The organism is Cyanobium sp. HWJ4-Hawea, from assembly GCF_024345815.1.
GTDB lineage: Bacteria > Cyanobacteriota > Cyanobacteriia > PCC-6307 > Cyanobiaceae > Cyanobium_A.
In genome coordinates, this window is the sequence record NZ_JAGQBV010000002.1 from 13703 (window position 1) to 32964 (window position 19262).

A 19262-nucleotide genomic window follows, 5' to 3' on the forward strand; every position below is an offset into this window, starting at 1 on the left:
GATCAACTGGCAGCTATGCCCGTGATCAGGCTGAGGCTGTAGGGGCCGATTAACTGTTCAAACCCAGGGCATTGAATTCCCTTGGTGCCAAGCAATTCGACCGTTGCCTGGCAGCTTGGTCGGGCCCGAACACCGGCCTGGTTGAGCTCGGGATAGGTGAGCTGCTCCTCGCCCCATCGCCGCACAAAGAAGGCCCTGATTCCGTAGAGGGGATTGGCGTGATCGTCGCCGATCGCCTCTAACCAGCGATCCATTGATCCCAGTTCCAAGGGGGCTCCCCTGGCAATCAGGCTGCCCAAAAGGTCGGCCAGCAGCATGGGCTGAGGATGCTGCAGGTGAAAATTTCGCCCCACCGCTTCTGGCATCCAGGCCAGAGCTGTCACCGCATCAGCCACATAGTCGACGGGGACCAGATCAAGCTCCCAGGGCAGATCAGGAGCCATGCCCAGGGCTAGACAACCCCGCAGCAGCCTGTGGAGTAGGTCGTCCTGGTGCCATGCACCTGTTTGGGAGTGGCCGCCGATTAGGGGCGGCCGATACACAGTTACGGGCAGACCAGCTGCCCCGGCTTCGAGCACCAGTCGCTCGCTTACCCATTTGGTCTGGGAGTAGCCCACATGGATGCCGCGCCACTCCGCAACATCGTCGCTTTCAAGCATCACCCGGTTGCGGTAGGCGGCCGCCTCGAAGGTTGCAACGCTGGAGATCAGTTGCAGTGGCAAGGCACCTTTTGCGGCCGGGTGCACCGCCAGGTCAAGCACCGTCTGGGTACCGCCAACGTTTGCAGCCTCAAGTTGGCTGTAGGGAGCCATTTGGCTGAGTTGGGCACCGTTGTGCAAGATCCCGCCCAAGTCCCTGGCCAGGTCAGCGAAGTCTGATTCTGAAAGCCCAAAACGGGGCTGGGCCAGGTCTCCAGGTACGGCACTCAATCGGTTGCTCCAGCTGTCTTGCCAAAGGCCGTATTGGTCAAGATTGGCGCGAATTCTTGCCAGCCCGCTAGCTGAGTCGCTTGCCCTTACAAGGCAGCGCACCTGTAAATCGTCCCAACGCTGTAGTTGACCTGCCAGTAAGTAGGCCCCTAGGAAGCCAGATGCGCCGGTTAGCAGGATTGCCCCCCCTGGAGCGATGGGGGCATCGGAAATATCCGGGGCATTTTCTGCTGCTGTAGCAGGAGCGGGGAGGCTCCAGGTGCTAGGCAGCCGTGCTTCTTTGCCCAGATCCAGTACCCGCTCGGAAGCTGCATCGGGATCCTCGAGGGCCTCCAGCAGGACCACCGCCAGTGCTTCAACAGTGGGGTCACCAGCTAAGGATTCCAGTTCCAATTTCACGCCCAGATCGCGCTGGATACCGGCTGCCAACTCAACGGCCATCAGTGAGTCCAGGCCAACATGGAAAAGGGAATCCCCCGGGTCGAGGCTGCTGGCATCCTCCAGCCCCATCACCGTCGCCAGGCGCTGCTGCAAAAGCTCAACCACCAGGAGGTGGCGCTGGTCGCTGTCGGCGGTTGCCAGCTTTTGGCGTAGCCGGTTTGCCTCTGCGCCCTCGGGGCTGTAAGTGGGTGCGCTCTCAAGCAGATCTTGCAGCACGCTCGCCTGGCGCGTACCCAGCTGACTTGCCAGCCGTGGCCAATCGTTGTTCAGAACTGCACAGCAGCCAGGTTGGCCCCGCTCCATTAACAGCGCCAGGGCCTCGAAAGCATGGTCAGGAGATAGAAGGCCCACGCCTAGGGCCGCGAAGCGGCGTTCCAGGCCCGCCGCCATGCCGGCGCCGCCCCATGGACCCCATTGAATCGAGAGCAGGGGCCAGGCACTTCCAGCCATTGCCAGCCCATCAAGGGCGCCGTTGGCCGTGGCGTAGCTCGTCTGGCTTGGGGAACCAAGCAGGGAGGCCATGGAGGAAAAGGTCACTCCAAACTCTGGTTGGCAGCCCGCCAGGCGACAGGCCTGCTCCAACCGTTGCCAGCCGCCCCACTTGGGAGCAAGCACTGCAGCTTGTCGTTCGGGTGTTTGTGCCTCCAGCAGGCCGTCGTCAAGAAGGCCGGCAGCATGGAATACCCCATTCACTGGATGGCTCCGCAGTACTTCGGCCAGCTGGTCGGAGCAATCGCCTGCCAGATCAATTTCCACCAACTTGCAGTAGACACCTCGGGCCTGGAGTTGCTCCCCTAGGCGGTGGTTGGGGTGACGCCCCAGCAGCACCAGTGAGCGGGCTCCCTGGTTGGCTAGCCACTGGCATAGCTGCTGGCCTATCCCCCCAAACGCACCGGTCACCAGGTATGTGGCTTCTGGGCGGATAGACCAGGGAGCCGACCGCTCCGGTTGGCTGATCACAACCTTGCCCACATGGCGGGCCTGGGCCATCAGTCGGAACGCTTCCGTGCTGCGCTCAATCGGGAACATTTGGACCGGAATTGGGGCGTAGCGGCTTTCCTCCAGGTCAGTTAGCAGCTCCAGCAATAGTCCACGCACGAGGGCTGGATCGGCGGCCGCCACTTCCAATAGGTCGAAGGGCAGATAGCTGGCATCGGGCCTTCTCTGCTCAGCCTCCTGCCGGCTCCAGGTCTCGATCTTGCCCAGCTCGACAAAACGACCGCCATTTGCCAATGCAGCAAAACTGGCCTCCACCCAGTCGCCCTTGAGGCTGTTGAGTACCACATCAACTCCTTTGCCGCCAGTGGCTGTGCGCACCTGCTCGGCGAAATCGAGGCTGCGGGAATCGAAGACGGCTTCCACCCCTTGCTCCAGCAGGCCTGGCTGTTTGGCTGCGCTGGCGGTGGCCAGGATTCTTGCGCCACAGCGCTGCGCCACCTGCAGGGCCGCCTGGCCCACACCACCCGCGGCGGCGTGAATCAGCACGGTTTCTCCAGGCTCAAGCCTTGCCAAGGTGCTTAGGCCGTAAATCGCAGTGAGGAATGCCGTGCTGACACTGGCTCCAACCACCGGATCCAGGTTCTGCGGCAACGGCACACATAGGGCGGCGCGGCAAACTACATGACTGGCCAGGCTGCCCACCGCCAGTGCGGCCAGCATTCGCTGGCCCACCAATGCCCCATCCACCCCGGCTCCTACAGCCACCACTTGGCCCACACACTCGCCGCCGTAGGGCATGCGGGCATCGGCATCAAGGCCAAGCTCCCGGCTGTAGCCAGCCAGCAGCCCTAGCGCATTTAGAACATCACGAAAATTTAGGCCTGTTGCCTCTACGGCCAGTTCCAATTCCCCTGGCCCAGGGCCTTTGCGCCGCAGGGGCACAGCATGCAGGGTCTCGAGGCTGCCCAAGGAGGCGCTTTCGAGGCGAAAAGGCGAATCGGCCAGTGGCTTGAGGCGTTGCACCCAGGGCAGGCCATCACGCCAGAGCAGAATGGGTTCTCGCTCACCGAGGGCCCAAAGAGCCGGCCAATCGGCCTCGGCCGGTTCGGCCCCGTCGGCAAGGTGAAGCACCGTCCAGCCCATCTCAGGCTGCTCAAGGGCGGCTGAGCGGGCAAAGGCTGCCAGGCCCGCCGCCAAGGGGCCACCTCCCTTAAGCACCAGCCAAACCGCTCGACTGGGCCCCCCTTTAAGTTGCTGGGCCTGAACTAGCAAGGCGGCCGCCAGTTCTTCTAGGGAGCTATCAGAAGCGCTGAGATCGGGCCAAAGCAGCAGGGGCTCTGATCCGTTCAATAGCTTCTCTGCGCCCGTTTGCTCAGCTGGGTAAGCAAAGTCCGGAGCCTCTTGCCACTGGGCGTCGAGCAACCAGTCGTGGGGACCGGGCGGAAGGGGCTCGATGGGCTGGGGGAAAAGCCATTCGAGGGCCTGCCGAGGTAAGCGCCGTAAGCGGAATCCGCGGATCCAACCCAAGGGGGTGCTGCCGTTGTGCAGCAGGAGGTCTGCGACCACAAAGGCTGGCTCTTGGATCGGCTGCAACCTCACCTGACAGTGCAGCCGATCAGGTAGGGGCAAGGCCGCCAGCCAGAGATCCTCAAATCCAACCGGTAGCAATAGCTGGCCTTCCCGAGTTGCGGGATCCAGCAATACCGCGACCGCCTGGAAGCAGCTGTCGAGCAGGCCCCTGTCTAGCCCACCCTTGGGCCGCTGCAGCTCAGCCCAGGCTTCGGTTCTTTCCACCTTTAATTCTTGCAAGCCTCGAAAAGTGGGGCCGTAGGCCAAACCCACCTGGGTGAGAGCTTCGTAAAGGCCTCCTAACCCCACTGCCAGCGCCGAGTTCGGAACTGGCGATGGGGAAAAAGGATGCAAACCAATGGATGCCGCGGCTGGCACCTCCACTTCGCCGTGGCGCTGCCAGGCAGAGGACTGCGCAGATTCTTGGCGGCTGTGGAATGCAAGGCCATCGGCACACCAGTGACACTGCAACTTCACGGTTGTCGCATCACCATCAAGCTTGAGCGGTTGATCAAGACGCATTGCCCCCAGGGTTAGGGGCTGGCCTGCCTGCTCCAACACTGCTAGGGCCGCGGTAATAAAACCTGCAGCAGGGAATACGACCTGACCGCGGATACGGTGATCGGCCAGATCGGAGCCCGAGTTGGCCAGAACAGTTTGATAGACCCTTAAATCATTTGACTCACTCGGGAAGTCGAGTCGGGTGAATACTTCGGCTCTTGCTGCTGAATCAGGCACCTGCTGCAGGCTTTGGGGCCCTGTGATCTCGAGATGGTCGAGCCAAAAACTGGCTGGAGACTGCCCCTCACCCCGCCGACTCCACCAGTAGCGCTGCCTCTCGAAGGGATAGCCGGGCAGTGAGATACGTCGGTCAGGAAAGGGCCGATGAAATCCTTCCCAGTCAACCGAAAAACCCCTGCGCCAAAGCCCGGCGAGGCCGGTGAACATCACTTCCCAATCGGGCTGGCCTGGCACCAACGAGGGAATGTGGCTGAGGGACGGATCTTGGCGGCACTGGCGCGCCATGCCGATCAGGGTGGGCCGGGCACCGATCTCCATGAAAACCTGGGCCCCTTGAATTACCAGGGTTTCGATACCTTCGGCGAAGAGCACAGGACTGATCACCTGATCACACCAGTACTCGGGCTGGGCCATCTCGATGCCGGCAAGGAGGCCGGTGAGATTGCTCACTAAAGGCTTTTGGGGTGGTGAAAATGTGAGCTGACTCAGCTCGCATTCGAAGGCCTCCAACATGGGGGCCATAGCCTTGGTGTGAAATGCGTGGGATACCGCCAGCTGGCGGGCGGTAAGACCGGCAGTCTCTGCCTCCCTGAGCAGCTGCCTCAAAGCTGACGTCGGAGCAGAAACCACCGTGTTGGCCGGGCCGTTGTAGGCCGCCACCTGCACTTCGGGGTGGCGGCTGAGTAGGGACTGCACCTGCTCCAACGGTGCCAACAGGGCCGCCATCCCTCCATCCGCAGGCAAAGCCTGCATCAGACGTCCGCGGGCCGCCACCAGACGGCAGCCATCTTCTAGGGAAAACACCCCGGCGAGATGGGCCGCCAGCACTTCACCGATGCTGTGGCCCATCAGCAGATCGGGTTGAATCCCCCAGCTCTGCCAGAGCTGGCTGAGGGCGTAGCCGATTGCAAATAGGGCTGGCTGGGTGGCACCGGTCTTATTCAGTTGCGTCGCAATGCGGGCTTCATCCCCAGCAGGGGGCGTCAGGAGATCGCGCAGTGGCCTCTCCAACTGTGGATCTAGTAGGGCTGACACCTGCTCAAACGCCTCGCGGAAAATGGGGTGATTGAGCAGCTCTGCCCCCATGCCAAGGGCCTGGGATCCCTGGCCGGTGAACAGCCACGCCAGCTTCCCGGGCCGGCGTGATGCCGTCGAACGCGATAACCCCTCGGGCAAAGGCCGCCGGTCGGCTGCCAGGGCCTGGAGCTGGCCGAGCAGCTGGTCGATGTCTTTGGCTATACACACAGCCCTTTGCCGGAAAGCGGTGCGCCCGCGGTTGGCTGAGGTGGCCAGATCGGCTAGTTTCAGTGAGGGCTTGGCTCGCAATTGGGCAGTCAGATCAAGTGCCATCTGGGCTAGGGCCTCTGGCGTGCGGGCCGACAGTGTTATCAATTGCAGTGGCATGCGGGCACCGAAGCGCATCGGAGCCAGCTGCGGGGGAGCATCGGAAAGCACCACATGGGCATTGGTGCCGCCGAAACCAAAGGAACTCACACCCACCACCGCTGCCCGATCTGGGTGCGGGAAGGGCTCCAGGCTGGTCTGAACCTGCAGTTTCAGAGCTGCGAAGTCGATTGCTGGGTTGGGCTGGCGGCAGTTGAGGCTTTGCGGCAGCTGGCGCTTAGCAATGCAAAGGGCCGCCTTGATCAGGCCGGTGATGCCGGCGGCGGTTTCTGAGTGGCCGAGGTTGGTCTTTACCGAACCAACCCGGCAGGTTTCGCCTTCGGGTCGCCCCTCCCCTAGGACAGTGCCAAGGGCCCTCAACTCGATTGGGTCCCCCTGGCGGGTGCCGGTGCCGTGGGCCTCCACGTACTGGGTGGCGGCTGGGTCGATGCCAGCCCGGGCAAAGGCAGCCCTCACACAGGCAATCTGGGCCCGGGCATTGGGTGCCACCATGCCGTTGCTGCGGCCATCGGAGTTCACAGCCGAGCCATGGATAACTGCATAGACGGGATCCCCGGCGGCCAGGGCCATGGCCAGGGGCTTGAGCAATACCGCTCCCGCCCCCTCCGAGCGAACGTAGCCATCGGCGCTGGCATCGAAACTCTTGCAACGGCCGTCCGGCGCCAGCAGACCGGCCTTGCAGAAACTCATCTGAATGCCGGGGTGGATAAGGGCCTGCGCCCCACCGGCCAGAGCCGCTACCGATTCACCTCGCCAGATGCTTTCGCAGGCCAGGTGTACGGCCACCAGGGAGGAGGAGCAGGCGGTGTCAACAGTGAAGCTGGGCCCTTTTAGATCAAAGAAATAGGAGAGGCGGTTGGCGGCGATGCAACCGGTGTTACCTGGTAGCACGAAGGGCTCGTTGTCGGGGGTGGCAAAGCCCTCCCTAGATGCCCACAGCAGGGAGCTGTAGTCGGCACTGGAGATCCCCATGAAAACGCCAATGGCGGTGCCACGCACCTGCTCAAGGGGCTGACCCGCGTCCTCCAATGCTCTCCAGGCCACCTCCATTAGAAGGCGTTGCTGGGGATCCATGCACACCGCTTCGCGGGGGGTGATACCGAAAAAAGCTGGATCAAATTGATCGATGTCCTCGACAAACCCCCCCCTTCTCACGTGCTGGGTTAGCGGGTGCTCGGGATCAGGGTTGTAGTGGAGATCGAGGTTCCATCGGTCGGGAGGAACTTCCTTGATCGCCTCGCGTCCCTCCCTAAGAAAATCCCAAAATTCTCGGGCTGAATTGATCCCGCCTGGTAAGCGACAACCTATACCAACGATGGCGATCGGATCAGGCATCTACGACGGTAGGGACAATCGATTCTGCTCTATCGAAGTAAACCCGAGACAATTTCAGAGGGATTCGACAAAAGCCTTTCTTTTTGATATGTCCGGCGCATTGCAGCGTAGGCAGATGGATTGCCAAGCCACCTCTTGACAAGCTCGGCCAAATGGGATGGACGATGGATTGACTCTTCCAGTCCACGTGCCTGGAAATACCGGGGTGCTAACAATTCTTGGGGCATGGTGGTGCCGTAGTGATTGAAGACAAGGGGGCAGGCCATGAATAGGGCCTCCGTGGCTGTTCGAGCCCCCGGCCGACTAACTAAAGCCCAGGCACGGCGATACAGGTCGGCCATTTGTGCGGGTGCCTGGTAGCACAATGCCTCTACCTCCAGCTCTGGATGGCTTTTTGCCCAATGCTGCACCTCCTGGCGTACGACTTCTCGTCGGCCACAAAGAGCCACCACTTTCAGCTGGCCAGCAAAGGAGACCAGCTCTTCTAGTAGGGGGATGTGGTTGTTGGCTCCGTTGGATCCTGTGCCAAGCACCAGTAGCGGCAGACCTTCAATTTCAGCCGGAGCAGCTCCCCCATCGTGGTAAGCCGGATAGAGCAGGGGGCCCAGGCAGGACACCGGCAGGCCGGGCCGTCGCCGCTGTGCCTCTTTCACCACATCCGGCGTTAGGGCCCAAAACAAATCAGTGCGCCTGCTGAGCCAGTTGCGGCTGAACCCGAATCCGCCATCGAGTTCTGTGCAACAGGTAATGCAGCGCAGCTGCGGTCCTAGTACTCGCTTAGCTAAATCGAAGTGGCCTCGATTGGTGTGGGGGTGGGTGGAGATCAGTAGGTCTGGCTTGAAGTCCTCAAGCTGCTTGATCAGATATCGGCGACCTATCAAAACGGTGCCGGGCTTGATCAGGTCCTCCAGTTCCATCGCCCGCCAGTAGATCTGGTGCAACCAGGGCTTGCGCCGCTGGATCCAGTTGTAGAGCTCCACACCTCCTCGATAGGTGCCGCTGGAACGCTCAAGCACCTGGTCGATCCTTATCTCGGCCTCCGGCAGTAAGCGCCCCAGCCACTGTTGGATCGCCTCGGCGGCCGCATCGTGGGCGGTGCCGCCACTGGAGGTGTAGATCAGAATTCTCATCGAATTGTCTGCGCTGAGAGGCGCCACTGACCCCAGAGTGGTATCAAAAGAGCCCAGCCAGTAAGGCCTAAGGTCATGGCTATCGGTCTGCCGGGTCCATGGCCGAGTGCCTCCATCACTGCTGGTGGGAGTAGCCAGCTGATCTTCCAGCTAAATACGGCTGGGGTTATTAGCTGATCCACAAGGCCACTTACCACTAGCAGGGCGAGTAACCGCATTAACCAGTCGAGCCCATATCGCGCTCGAAATAACTTGGGTTGGTCGGCTATCGGGATGCTGGAGCTCCAGAGGCTTTGCAGGCCAGATAGAACTAAAGGCACAGCGCTGGCAAACACCAATACGGCCATGAGCAGCACCGGCTTGAGATCTTGAAAAATTTGCAAGCCAGCTCCAGTAAGCAAGACCCCCTGTAGTAATAGGCCCCGCTTCACCACCAGCAGCCAGCGTTTCGGTTCCACGGATTGCCATTGGCGCAAACCCAGTCCGTAGCCCACTGCCCCGAAAGCCATGGCCAGGCTTAAAAACCCTGGACCAGTGGCGGCTGCCAGCCAGGCCGGGAATAGCACTTCCACTGCGGCGAGGCTTGCGGCTACTAGTGCCTGTAAAAAAAGTAGTTGCCTCCACTGGGGCGATCTCCAAAGCTGCTTCATGCTCTGGCGAAGGCCTAAAAGGGTTTGCGGCTCAAGTTGATTAGAACTTTTGTTCCTGTTGGTTTGGGCTGGCTGCAGGGCGTAGGCGGGCCAACGGGCGGCCAGGGTGCAGATCGCTGCCAATAGGGAGGTACTGCCATCAACAAGTAGTACACCTGGCAAGCCCCAGGTCGCCGCCAAAAGGGCGCCAAGGGCAGGAGCTGCCATGGCAATTGCTCCATCACTGCTGGCCAGAAGGCCATTGGCTTGGCCCAGTTGGGACTCGCTAACCAGCAGAGGAATCGCAGTTGCAAAACTCACCACCAGGGCCGCTTCTGCCATGGCAACGAGAGCCATACATGCCAATACCGGTAAGCGCAGCACGTCTTGACCTGCGGGCAACGCTTGTAATCCCGCACCCAAGCTCAAAGTGACCAAACCTGCCAACCCATTGGCCACCAACATCAATCGCCGTCGGGGTAGCAGGCGCAAACCATGGCCGATTTGGGGTAGGGCGATTAGTTTGCTCAGCAACATCACCACCGCCACTGCGGCAAAATCAGATAGGTGTTGTTGGCGTTGAAATAGCCATAGCCCCAATGCATAGAGGCTGGTTTGGCTGCCCAAATTGGACAGGGCTTGGCTTCCCCAGGTGAGTAAAAATGCCTGAGGTAAATTAGCTTTTGGGCCTGTAATCATGGCCTAGCTCCGCACCATCACCACTCTCCAGCGCTCCCGCTTGGTGCGTTCTGCGGCCTCGAGGGTCAGTTCACCGCGGCCGCTCCATTGCACCCGATCCCCTGGTTTTAGTTCCTGGCTGGGGCTGCTGACTGATTGCCAATTGAGGCGCAGATCCCCCTGGCGAATTAGCCCGGCCATGCGGCTTCGGGATAGGCCAAAGCCCGCAGAAGCCAGGGCATCGAGCCGTAGGGAGGCCTCCACGCTGCTCAGCCGCCTGGGCATCCGCTGGGCGGGTAGTTGTAATTCAGCCAGGGGTCTGGCCTGCAGTTGCACATCGATGCTGCGCACCTGGGCCTGCTGGCCATCCAGTAGGTCTGCCAGCTCTGGACAAGCGATGGCCTGGGCGCCCCGATCGCCCCGCACCCACACATCTCCCAGGGCGCTGGGATCTACCCCTGCGCAGGCCAGCAGACCCGAGCGAAAGTCGGCGGCAGTGGCGGGATCAAACAGAAAATTGCCACTAATTTCCAGCCCGCCCAGCCCGTCGCCCTTGCCCAGAAAGGGGCTGCTCTCTTGGTGTTGCAGTAGCAGTCGCCGCCGTTCGGCCCCCGGATGGCCGCCCCAGCTCTGCACATTTAATTCGGCCAGCTGGGCCAGTTGCTGCTCGGCCTCCTCCCGCTGTTGGCCGTCCAGAAAACCAGTCCAGAGCGGCTCCCAGCTCCTGAGGGCCTGGGCTGCCAATTCCAAGATGGATTCGCTGTTGCTGGCCATTGATTCAGTCGTCGAGGCGCACCACTGCCCTGGGTTTGGCCTGTTGCAGCAGGGCCCAGGGCATTTCCACCCCAAAGGGCGTTTCAACCAGCAGTAGCCAGCTGCCCTCCTCGAGCCGGTTGCGCAGGCTGCGGATCCGGTCGTCCTCTTCCGAGCTGACGCTGGCGGCGGCGGCAAAGCTGCCCATCCAGCCCGATCCCATGCCCAACAGGGCTCCCACCAGGTGCTGGCTCCACTCACCGGCAAAGGCAAAGGTGTCTAGATCGGTCATGTAGGTGAAGGTCAGACCGGCAAAAAAGCCAAAGGGAATCAGCCAGCGGGCCATGCTGCGCTGCCTCCGTTGGCGGGCGGCGGCGGGATTTAGGCGCGCCACATCGGCGAAAGCGGTTTCGCCCTCGCCAATGGCCAGCAGCTGGACCATCGGGGGCTGGCGCTCAGCCAGCTGGCTGTGCAGTTGATGCAGCCGCTTGCGATCGGCCAAAACGACCACCACGCTGGCCCCCACAGGTGTAGTCACCGCCAGAAACCTCCAGGAACAAGCCAACCGGTCACTACACTGCACCCCCGGCTCACCCACCCACCCGCCGGGCATGACAAAGGTTCTGGTTTCTGATCCGATTGACCAGGCGGGGATCGACATCCTCTCCCAGGTGGCCCAGGTGGATGTGAGGACCGGCTTGCCGCCGGCCGAGCTGAAATCGATCATTGGCGAATACGACGCTTTGATGATCCGCTCCGGCACCCAGGTGACCGCGGAGATCATTGAAGCCGCAGACAAGTTGCGCATCATTGGCCGCGCCGGGGTGGGGGTCGACAACGTTGATGTGCCCGCCGCCACCAAGCGGGGCGTGATTGTGGTGAATTCGCCCGAGGGCAACACCATCGCCGCCGCAGAGCATGCCCTGGCCCTGATGCTCGCGCTTTCGCGCCATGTGCCCCACGCCCATGCCAGCACCATGGCCGGCGGCTGGGACCGCAAGAAATATGTGGGTAACGAGCTCTACAAGAAGAAGCTGGGGGTAGTGGGGCTCGGCAAGATCGGCTCCCATGTGGCCCGGGTGGCTAAGGCCATGGGCATGGATGTGATGGCCTACGACCCGTTCGTTTCGGCCGAGCGGGCCCAGCAAATGCAGGTGCGGCTGATGCAGTTGCCGGCCCTGTTTGCGGAAGCCGACTACGTGAGCCTGCACCTGCCCCGCACCCCAGAGACCGAGAACCTGGTGAATGCGGAGCTGCTCAAAACGATGAAGACCACTGCCCGCATCGTCAATTGCGCCCGCGGCGGGATCATCGATGAGGCGGCCCTGGCCCATGCCGTCCGCGACGGCGTTATTGGTGGTGCGGCCCTGGATGTGTACGCCAAGGAGCCCCTGGAGGCCGATTCGGCCCTGCGCTCGGTGCCAGAGCGGCTAATCCTCACCCCCCACCTGGGGGCCTCCACGGAGGAGGCCCAGGAAAACGTGGCGATTGATGTGGCGGAGCAGATCCGCGACGTGCTGCTGGGGCTGCCGGCCCGCAGCGCCGTCAATATCCCTGGCCTCACCCCCGAGGTGATGGAGCAGCTCAAACCCCATTTGCAGCTGGCCGAAACCCTTGGCCAACTGATCAGCCAACTGGCCGGTGGCAGCGTCGAGCAGCTGGAAGTGCGGCTCCAGGGCGAATTTGCCAACCACCCCGCCCAGCCCCTGGTAATTGCAGCCCTCAAGGGCCTCCTCTCCACCGCCCTCGGGGACAGCATCAACTACGTGAATGCCGGCCTGGAGGCCAAGGCCCGCGGCATCCATGTGCTGGAGGTCAAGGATGAGGCCAGCCGCGATTTTGCCGGTGGATCCCTGCAATTGAGCAGCAAGGGAGCAAACGGCAGCCACAGCGTTACCGGTGCCGTCTTTGCCGATGGTGAGCTGCGCATCACCACCATCGATGAATTCCCGGTGAACGTGGCCCCCAGCCGCCACATGCTGATCGCCCGTCACCGGGACATGCCCGGCATCATTGGCCACCTGGGCTCGGTGCTCGGCGAGCAGAACATCAACATCGCCTCGATGCAGGTGGGTCGCCGCATCGTGCGGGGTGATGCGGTGATGGTGGTGAGCCTGGACGACCCGATCCCGGCCAGCCTGTTGGCAGCCATCAACGGCATCAACGGCATCCAGCAGGCTCATACGGTCACCTTTTAGAGATGGCCTGGTGGAGGTTGGAGCTGGCCTCTGCGCCGGAGCTGGAGGAATCCCTGCTTTGGAAGTTGACGGCCTTGGGTATCCCCCGGGTGGCGATCCAGCACCGCCCGGAAACACCCCGCCAGCGCACCCTGCTGGCCTGGCTACCTGAAAGTGATTGGCCACCCGCAGAGCGCCAACACCTCGAGCAGGCCCTCGGGGCCCTGGCCGAGCCCTTTGGCCTGACCTTGCCCGCAATCAGCTGGAGCCAGCAGGCCGACGAGGACTGGAGCCTGAGCTGGAAGCAGCACTGGCAGGCCGATCCCGTGGGGGAGAGGTTGTTGATCCTGCCGGCCTGGCTGGATTGCCCCGAGGAGCACCGCCAGCGCCTGGTGATCTGCATGGACCCTGGCAGTGCCTTTGGCACCGGCAGCCATCCGACCACCCGCCTCTGCCTGGAGGCCTTGGAGGGCATGGATCTGGCGGGCCTGCGGGTGGCCGATCTGGGCTGCGGCAGTGGCGTCTTGGGGCTCGGGGCCCTGCGGCTCGGGGCGTTGAAGGTGGCCGCCGCCGATACCGATTACCTGGCCGTGCGGGCCACCGGCGACAACGCAGCCCTCAATGGCCTGAGCGATCGGCTGGAGGTGGCCCTGGGGTCGATTGAGGTGCTTGAGGACCTGCTGGCAGGCCAGCCGGCCGACCTGCTGCTCTGCAACATCCTGGCGCCGGTGATTGAGGCCCTTTGCCCGAGCTTTGCCAGCGTTTTGGCACCAAGCGGCGTGGGTCTTTTGAGTGGCCTTTTGGTGGACCAGGCTCCAAACCTGCAACAGGCCTTGGCGGCACAGGGTTGGAGCTCCGAACTCAGCGCCCAACAGAGCCAGTGGGGCCTGATGAAGATCCGGCGTGTCACATAAGGCACACTGATCAGTGCCCTGTCTTTGATTGGCCTTCACCCCCTCAGCGCCAAAAAAGCCCTGGAAAGGCCTCTGGGGGATGTATGAATGGCGGGTCCTACAGACCTAGCCCTCCGGCTGTCTGTGAGCCCCAATCTTTTCCATGGCTTCCTACAAGGTCACCCTCATCGGCGAGAGCGAAGGCCTCAACAAAACGATCGAGGTACCTGATGATCAGTACATCCTCGACGCTGCTGAAGAGCAGGGCGTTGACCTGCCCTACTCCTGCCGCGCTGGTGCCTGCTCCACCTGTGCCGGCAAACTGACCGCAGGCACCGTCGACCAAAGCGACCAAAGCTTCCTCGACGACGACCAAATCGAAGCTGGCTTCGTGCTCACCTGTGTGGCTTACCCCACCAGCGATTGCACGATCAAGACCCACGCTGAAGAAGAGCTCTATTGATCGCTTGGGCCTTCGCCCAACGATTAATTCCAGCCATCAGGTCAAGCGGTTAATCCCCGCGATCAACGGCATCCAACCTTGCGTTGATCCCCACTCCTTTTTCTGCCACCCTGCGGGGTGGCTTTTTTATGGCCGCTTCGGCTTCCCCTATGCAAGGCCTCTTGGAGCATGGCACTGAGCACGCAAGCCCCGGCGGCCAGTTCAGCTATCGGGTGCTTGGCCCCTGCTGTCGACTATTCGATCGAGAGGAGCTCCCCTGGCCCTGCTGCAGGCTGGCCTGGCGCAGTAAGGAGCCCAGCTGGCGGCGCATCGGTCGGCGCTTTGTGCCCGACTTGGCATCCAGGCGTTGTCCCAGCTATGCGGTGGAGCTGCTCCTGCCCGGAGCGCGACCAACCCGCACGGTGATCACCCTCTTCCCGCAGCGGCTCTCCGGAGAGCTCCAGGAATGGTGGTACAGCAAAAAAGCCCCCTAGAGGGGGCTTGCTTTGGGGAATCAGAAGTAGATCTTGCCGCCGCCCCACTGGAGGCCCTGCACCTTGGGAGAAACCAGGATGTAGCCAGCCATCAGCCTGAGATCGTCGTCGTTCAGATCGCGCATCTTCACGAAGATGTCGCTGCTGCGCAGGCTTGGGTGTAGGTCGGCAATCGAGTATTCGCCGTCGTAGGAGGTGGGGTCCTTCATGTAATCCACCAGGGCCTCGACGTTGTCGCGGGCAGGGGTGGCCAGGGCCAGGGTTTCGGGGTCAAGACCCACGTTCTGGTTGGTCTTGGTGATGCCACCGGCGTGGCACTCACCACAGCTGTTGTTGAAGAGTTTGCGGCCCGCTTTGACTTCCTGCTCGTTGAAGGTCACCTCGGTGCCGTCAGGGGTGGCAGGCACGGTAAGTTGTTCGGCGCTCCATTGGGCTGCCATCGCCGGGGAAGCAAATCCCAGCAGCAGGGCCAGGGGCAAAACCAGCAGTGCACGGACCAGGTTGCCCGCAGCATTGCGGAAGGCAGCTAAGGAGAGGGAGGAGGCCATTGGGAGAAGCCGGAGGGGGCGGATCAACCGCATCGGAGACCTTGTATCACGGGGGAAGGGGCCTCCGGTGCGGAATCACGTGAACTGTTGCAAGCGCTAGCTGCCACTGGCGATTTCCAGGCTGAGGAAATCCTTGGCGAGCAGGCTGTTCGGGAAGATCGCCTGGGCTTCTGCGAGCAGGTCGTCTGGGGTGGTCTGGTTGCCCGGCATGTACCTGGGGCTCAGGTGGGTCAAGGCCAGTTGCCTTACCCCCGCCTCCAGGGCTGTCTGGGCCGCCATGGTGCTGGTGGAGTGCTGCCTCTGGTAGGCCAACTCCTGTTCCCCATGGCAGAAGGTGGCTTCGTGGATCAACAGATCGGCGCCCCGGGCCAGCTCAACGGCCGCTTCGCAAAACACCGTGTCGGTGCAATAAACCAGGCTGCAACCGCGACGCTCGGGGCCGCAGAGGGATGCTCCATTGATGATTCGGCCGTCTTCCAGGGTGATGGTGCGGCCAGCCTTGAGCTCGGCATAGATGGGCCCGGGGGCAATGCCCAGGGCCTGGGCCTGCGCCACGTCGAAGTGCCCTGGGCGTTTTTTTTGATCGACCCTGTAGGCGAAGGCCGGGATCCGGTGGGTAAGGGGGGCAACGCGTACGCTGAACTCCCCATCGTCGAATAGCAGCTCCCCTGAGCTGGCGGCCTGTTTTACCCGGTGGGTGCGCAGGGGGTAGGCAATCCGGGTGGAGGTGGTGCGGAGCACCCCTTCCAGGTAATCGCGCAGGGGATCAGGGCCGTAGAGATCCATGCCGCCGCAGCTGCCCGCCATCCCCAGGCTGGCCAGCAGCCCTGGCAGGCCCAGCACGTGGTCGCCGTGCATGTGGGTAATGAAGATCCGGCTGAGTTGGGAGACCCTCAGCTCGCTGCGCAAAAACTGGTGCTGGGTGGCTTCGCCGCAATCGAACAGCCAGAGCTCGGAGCGTTGCGGTAGCCGCAGGGCAACGGAGGAAACATTCCTGCCGCGGGTGGGAACCCCGGAGCTTGTGCCTAAGAAGGTGACCTGCATGCGGCCCCCAGCGCCTCTTCATCATGCTGCCACGCGGCCCTGGCTATCCCCAGTCGAGCTGGGCACAATGAAAGCCCCTTGGCTGTTTTTGTTGTTGCCCGTGGCGCCGCCCCCATCCGCCAATTTGCGCTCCCGGCAGTGCCAGCGCCTGGGGGGCCTGCTGGGGGGCCTTGGCCTGGTGGGCGGATTGGGTTTGGCTAGCGATTCGGCCCTTGCCTTCGCCCAGGAAGGGCCTCTGCCGCCCGCCCCCGCCACCTTTGGGGCCATCGAGAGGCAGGCCATCCAGAGGCAGGACAGCCGGGAGCCCACGGTGCGGGTGTTGCTGGCTGAGGGGTCGAGCCTGCGCGTTAGCGCCAGCGACTATCCCCTGGCCCTGCGGTTGGTGGGGGGCGCTGGTGCGGCTGGAGAGCGCCAGGTAATTGCCCCCGGAGCGGAGATCAGCTTCAGCCTGGAAGCTGGCAGCGTGCTGGTGCAGGCCGACCCAGGCGGCCCTACGACCGTGGTTTCGGTGCGCGAGATCTGGATAGAGCCCCTCGACAGTGGTTTTTCCCTGGGTGTGGCCAAGCCTGGCGGTGACTTTGCCCTCAAACAGCGCAGCTACCGCGGGCGCCTCCAGCTGTTGGTCAATCCCGCCATGCTCCAGGCGATCAACCATGTGGGTTTGGAGAGTTATTTGACCAGCGTGGTGGGTAGTGAAATGCCTGCCAGCTGGCCCCAGGCGGCACTGCGGGCCCAGGCGGTCGCGGCCCGCACCTATGCCCTCAGGCAGCGTTCGGCTGCCAAGGCCTTTGATGTGAGTTCCACGGTGGCCAGCCAGGTTTACAAGGGGGTTGAAGCGGAAACCCCCTCCACCCGGGAAGCTGTCGCCAAAACCCGCGGCCAGGTGCTGATGTACGGCCCAAGCCTGGTGAATGCCGTTTTCCACAGCAGCAGTGGCGGCAGCACCGAAAACAGTGGTGATCTTTGGAGAGAGCAGTTGCCCTACCTGGTGAGTGTGCCCGATGTGGACCAGGAAAGCCCGGTTGCCCGCTGGCAGCTGCAGCTGGAGCCGCAGGCCCTGCGCAAGGCCTTTGCCGAAACGGGAGGGGCCAGCCGCATAGACGTGCTCTCCACCACCCCCTCTGGGAGGGTGCGCCAGGCCCGGGTGGTGGGGCCCCTGGGCACCTTGGTGGTAACCGGCCCGGAGTTGCGCAGTCGCCTTGGCTTGCGCAGCACCATGGTCCATTTCCAATTGGCTGGGCCGGTGGCGATTGATCCAGACCAGGCCGTTCTGCCGGTGCTGCCCCCACCCCTGGTGGAACCACAGCCCAGCGCTGCCCCCACCCTGATGGCGATTGGGCGTGGCTTTGGCCATGGTGTGGGCATGAGCCAATGGGGTGCCTACGCCCTGGCCCTGCGCGGGGAGGACTATCCCCAAATCCTGCGCTACTACTTCAGGGGCACCGAGCTGAAACCCTATGCAGCCCCATGAGCTGATCGCCCTGGCCGATGGGGCTGAGGTGGCCAGATGGGTGGCGGCCAGGCTGCTGGAGGCATCGACAGGCACCCTCGGCTTGGCAACGGGGCGCACCATGGAGCCGATCTATGCCGAGCTGGTGCGGCTGTGGTCGGAGCTGGATGGGACAGAGCAGGCGCATCGGCGCCAGTGCTGGCGCAGCTTCAACCTGGACGAATACGTGGGTTTATCGGAGCTCAATCCCCAATCCTTTGCATCCTTCATGGTCCGCCACCTGCGCGAGCCCCTGGGCCTAGATCCCAGCCAGGTGCGGCTTCCCAATGGTGGGGCGTCCTCTTCTGGCTTGGAAGCAGCTGGTCTGGAGGCGCAGCGCTACGCCGGCGAGCTGGCGGCCGCCGGTGGTGTGGGCCTGCAGTTGTTGGGCCTGGGGCTCAATGGCCATGTGGGCTTCAACGAGCCCCCTTGCTCGCGGGATAGCCCCTGCCGCTTGGTGGAGCTCAGTGGGGCGACGCGCCAGCAAAACGCCGCTGCCTTTGGGGGGGATCCTGGGGCGGTTCCGCCATGGGCCATCACCCTGGGGATGGCGGAAATCCTGGCGGCTGACCAGGTGCTGCTGGTGGTGACCGGTGCGGCCAAGGCAGGGATTCTCCAGCAGTTGCTGAGCTCGGCACCGACGCAGCTACTGCCAGCCAGCTGGTTGGGCTTGCACCCCCGGGTCACCCTGGTGGCCGATCAGGCGGCGTTAAACACCAGTTTGGGCTGCAATAGGCCGCCTTCTACGGCCCGGGCCATGCCGGCCAAGCTCCCATCTGCCCCCACCACGACCACCGCTTGACCGGTCTGGAGCCCCGTGCCCAGCTCGGGGCTGGCCTCAAGCAAGCGGCCACAGCGCCAGCCCAACTCCTGGTCAGGGTCGAGCCTTTGTTGCTTCAGGTGGGCCAGGGCTGCCAGGGGATCTATCAGGGCCGGCGGCGGTGCTTGGTCGAGCTCCTCCAACGCCACCGCCCGGTCGAGGCCAAAGCCCAGGGCCCCGGTGCGGCGCAACCGGGCCAGGCTGCCTCCGCAACCCAGGGCCTCCCCCAAATCTCTTGCCAGGGATCGGATGTAGGTGCCAGCGGTGCAAGCCACCTCCAGCTCCAGGCTGCCGCTGCTTGCATCCCAGTCCAACAGTTCCAGGCGGTGGATCGTCACGGCCCGGGCCGCCAATTCCAGGGTTTCGCCGCGCCGGACCCGGGCGTAGGCCCGCTCCCCATCCACATGCACCGCCGACACCTGGGGAGGTACCTGCTTAAAGGCGCCGCGAAAGGCCGCCAGGGCTGCATCCAGTTCCCCTTCCCCCAGGGCGGGTACGGCCGAGCGGTCCAGCACCTCTCCCTCCAGGTCGTCGCTACTGGTGCGAATACCCAGTTGGATTACACCCCGGTAGGTTTTGTCACCCTCCAGGTAGGGCAGCAGCCGGGTGGCAGGGCCAAGGGCGATCGGCAGCACCCCGGTCACGGCGGGATCGAGGGTTCCGCCATGGCCCACCCGCTTCAGGCCATAGGCCCGCCTGACCCTGCCCACACAGGCGTGGGAACTGAGGCCGGCCGGTTTGTCGAGCACTAGGAAGCCGCAAGCCATCGATCGGGTGCCAGCAGTGCCTGCGGCCACTCTGCCCCTC

At 63.1% G+C, this 19262-nt stretch carries 14 protein-coding genes; 6 read left to right on the forward strand and 8 right to left on the reverse strand.

Translation table 11 applies throughout. The features are described from left to right. Nucleotides 1-2: 2 nt before the first annotated feature. From KBY58_RS00805 to KBY58_RS00825, 5 genes are read right to left on the reverse strand one after another with little or no spacing between them, the layout of a single operon-like run. Entirely contained in the window at nt 3-7358 is a 7356-nt protein-coding gene (locus tag KBY58_RS00805; protein WP_255002305.1) for a type I polyketide synthase, read from the reverse strand. 29 nt (nt 7359-7387) lie between these two features. Beyond that, on the reverse strand, nt 7388-8488 hold the full coding sequence (locus KBY58_RS00810; protein ID WP_255002307.1) for a glycosyltransferase: 1101 nt from the start codon (nt 8486-8488) through the stop codon (nt 7388-7390). After that, on the reverse strand, nt 8485-9816 hold the full coding sequence (locus tag KBY58_RS00815) for an MFS transporter (RefSeq protein ID WP_409995695.1): 1332 nt from the start codon (nt 9814-9816) through the stop codon (nt 8485-8487). The genes KBY58_RS00810 and KBY58_RS00815 overlap by 4 nt, the downstream gene beginning before the upstream one ends. Before the next feature lie 3 nt (nt 9817-9819). Further along, nucleotides 9820-10569 (reverse strand): photosystem II S4 domain protein, encoded by a 750-nt coding sequence (locus KBY58_RS00820; protein ID WP_255002309.1) that lies wholly within the window; start codon nt 10567-10569, stop codon nt 9820-9822. 4 nt (nt 10570-10573) lie between these two features. Further along, nucleotides 10574-11086: a hypothetical protein gene (locus KBY58_RS00825; protein ID WP_255002310.1), complete on the reverse strand. Its 513-nt coding sequence runs from the start codon at nt 11084-11086 to the stop codon at nt 10574-10576. Between the two features lie 73 nt (nt 11087-11159). Here KBY58_RS00825 and serA point away from each other — a divergent pair, with 73 nt between their 5' ends. The 4 genes from serA to KBY58_RS00845 all read left to right on the forward strand — a co-directional run bounded on the left by serA (nt 11160) and on the right by KBY58_RS00845 (nt 14554). After that, nucleotides 11160-12746, forward strand: coding sequence for a phosphoglycerate dehydrogenase (gene serA / locus KBY58_RS00830; protein ID WP_255002311.1), 1587 nt, complete (start codon nt 11160-11162; stop codon nt 12744-12746). 2 nt (nt 12747-12748) lie between these two features. Then, on the forward strand, nt 12749-13639 hold the full coding sequence (gene prmA, locus KBY58_RS00835) for a 50S ribosomal protein L11 methyltransferase (RefSeq protein WP_255002313.1): 891 nt from the start codon (nt 12749-12751) through the stop codon (nt 13637-13639). A 142-nt stretch (nt 13640-13781) separates the two neighbouring features. Then, nucleotides 13782-14081 carry a ferredoxin gene (locus KBY58_RS00840; RefSeq protein WP_254933866.1) on the forward strand — a complete coding sequence of 100 codons (300 nt, stop codon included), beginning with the start codon at nt 13782-13784 and terminating at the stop codon, nt 14079-14081. Nucleotides 14082-14209: 128 nt separating this feature from the next. After that, nucleotides 14210-14554 carry a hypothetical protein gene (locus KBY58_RS00845; protein ID WP_396099482.1) on the forward strand — a complete coding sequence of 115 codons (345 nt, stop codon included), beginning with the start codon at nt 14210-14212 and terminating at the stop codon, nt 14552-14554. 20 nt (nt 14555-14574) lie between these two features. Here KBY58_RS00845 and psbV read toward each other — a convergent pair whose 3' ends face one another. Continuing rightward, nucleotides 14575-15102, reverse strand: coding sequence for a photosystem II cytochrome c-550 (gene psbV, locus KBY58_RS00850; RefSeq protein ID WP_254933864.1), 528 nt, complete (start codon nt 15100-15102; stop codon nt 14575-14577). Nucleotides 15103-15198: 96 nt separating this feature from the next. Beyond that, entirely contained in the window at nt 15199-16146 is a 948-nt protein-coding gene (gene rnz, locus KBY58_RS00855; RefSeq protein WP_255002314.1) for a ribonuclease Z, read from the reverse strand. A 67-nt stretch (nt 16147-16213) separates the two neighbouring features. Here rnz and KBY58_RS00860 point away from each other — a divergent pair, with 67 nt between their 5' ends. Together KBY58_RS00860 and KBY58_RS00865 are read left to right on the forward strand one after the other, a co-directional pair. Continuing rightward, the gene (locus KBY58_RS00860) at nt 16214-17617 is read left to right on the forward strand and encodes a SpoIID/LytB domain-containing protein (protein ID WP_255002315.1); all 1404 of its coding nucleotides are present in this window, start codon (nt 16214-16216) and stop codon (nt 17615-17617) included. Beyond that, complete coding sequence (locus KBY58_RS00865) at nt 17604-18437, forward strand: glucosamine-6-phosphate deaminase (RefSeq protein WP_255002317.1); 834 nt, start codon at nt 17604-17606, stop codon at nt 18435-18437. Before KBY58_RS00860 ends, KBY58_RS00865 begins: the two co-directional genes overlap by 14 nt. Here the strand turns inward: KBY58_RS00865 and truB are convergent. Then, nucleotides 18335-19222: a tRNA pseudouridine(55) synthase TruB gene (gene truB, locus KBY58_RS00870; RefSeq protein ID WP_255002318.1), complete on the reverse strand. Its 888-nt coding sequence runs from the start codon at nt 19220-19222 to the stop codon at nt 18335-18337. The genes KBY58_RS00865 and truB overlap by 103 nt on opposite strands. Between the last annotated feature and the right edge of the window lie 40 nt (nt 19223-19262).

What these genes read in the sequence shown, in the direction of transcription:
- KBY58_RS00865 (WP_255002317.1), top strand. Translation starts at nt 17,604, where the DNA reads ATGCAGCCCCATGAGCTGATCGCCCTGGCCGATGGGGCTGAGGTGGCC.
- prmA (WP_255002313.1), top strand. Translation starts at nt 12,749, where the DNA reads ATGGCCTGGTGGAGGTTGGAGCTGGCCTCTGCGCCGGAGCTGGAGGAA.
- KBY58_RS00840 (WP_254933866.1), top strand. Translation starts at nt 13,782, where the DNA reads ATGGCTTCCTACAAGGTCACCCTCATCGGCGAGAGCGAAGGCCTCAAC.
- KBY58_RS00820 (WP_255002309.1), bottom strand. Translation starts at nt 10,569, where the DNA reads ATGGCCAGCAACAGCGAATCCATCTTGGAATTGGCAGCCCAGGCCCTC.
- serA (WP_255002311.1), top strand. Translation starts at nt 11,160, where the DNA reads ATGACAAAGGTTCTGGTTTCTGATCCGATTGACCAGGCGGGGATCGAC.
- KBY58_RS00810 (WP_255002307.1), bottom strand. Translation starts at nt 8,488, where the DNA reads ATGAGAATTCTGATCTACACCTCCAGTGGCGGCACCGCCCACGATGCG.
- KBY58_RS00805 (WP_255002305.1), bottom strand. Translation starts at nt 7,358, where the DNA reads ATGCCTGATCCGATCGCCATCGTTGGTATAGGTTGTCGCTTACCAGGC.
- rnz (WP_255002314.1), bottom strand. Translation starts at nt 16,146, where the DNA reads ATGCAGGTCACCTTCTTAGGCACAAGCTCCGGGGTTCCCACCCGCGGC.
- KBY58_RS00845 (WP_396099482.1), top strand. Translation starts at nt 14,210, where the DNA reads ATGGCCGCTTCGGCTTCCCCTATGCAAGGCCTCTTGGAGCATGGCACT.
- truB (WP_255002318.1), bottom strand. Translation starts at nt 19,222, where the DNA reads ATGGCTTGCGGCTTCCTAGTGCTCGACAAACCGGCCGGCCTCAGTTCC.
- KBY58_RS00815 (WP_409995695.1), bottom strand. Translation starts at nt 9,816, where the DNA reads ATGATTACAGGCCCAAAAGCTAATTTACCTCAGGCATTTTTACTCACC.
- KBY58_RS00860 (WP_255002315.1), top strand. Translation starts at nt 16,214, where the DNA reads ATGAAAGCCCCTTGGCTGTTTTTGTTGTTGCCCGTGGCGCCGCCCCCA.
- psbV (WP_254933864.1), bottom strand. Translation starts at nt 15,102, where the DNA reads ATGGCCTCCTCCCTCTCCTTAGCTGCCTTCCGCAATGCTGCGGGCAAC.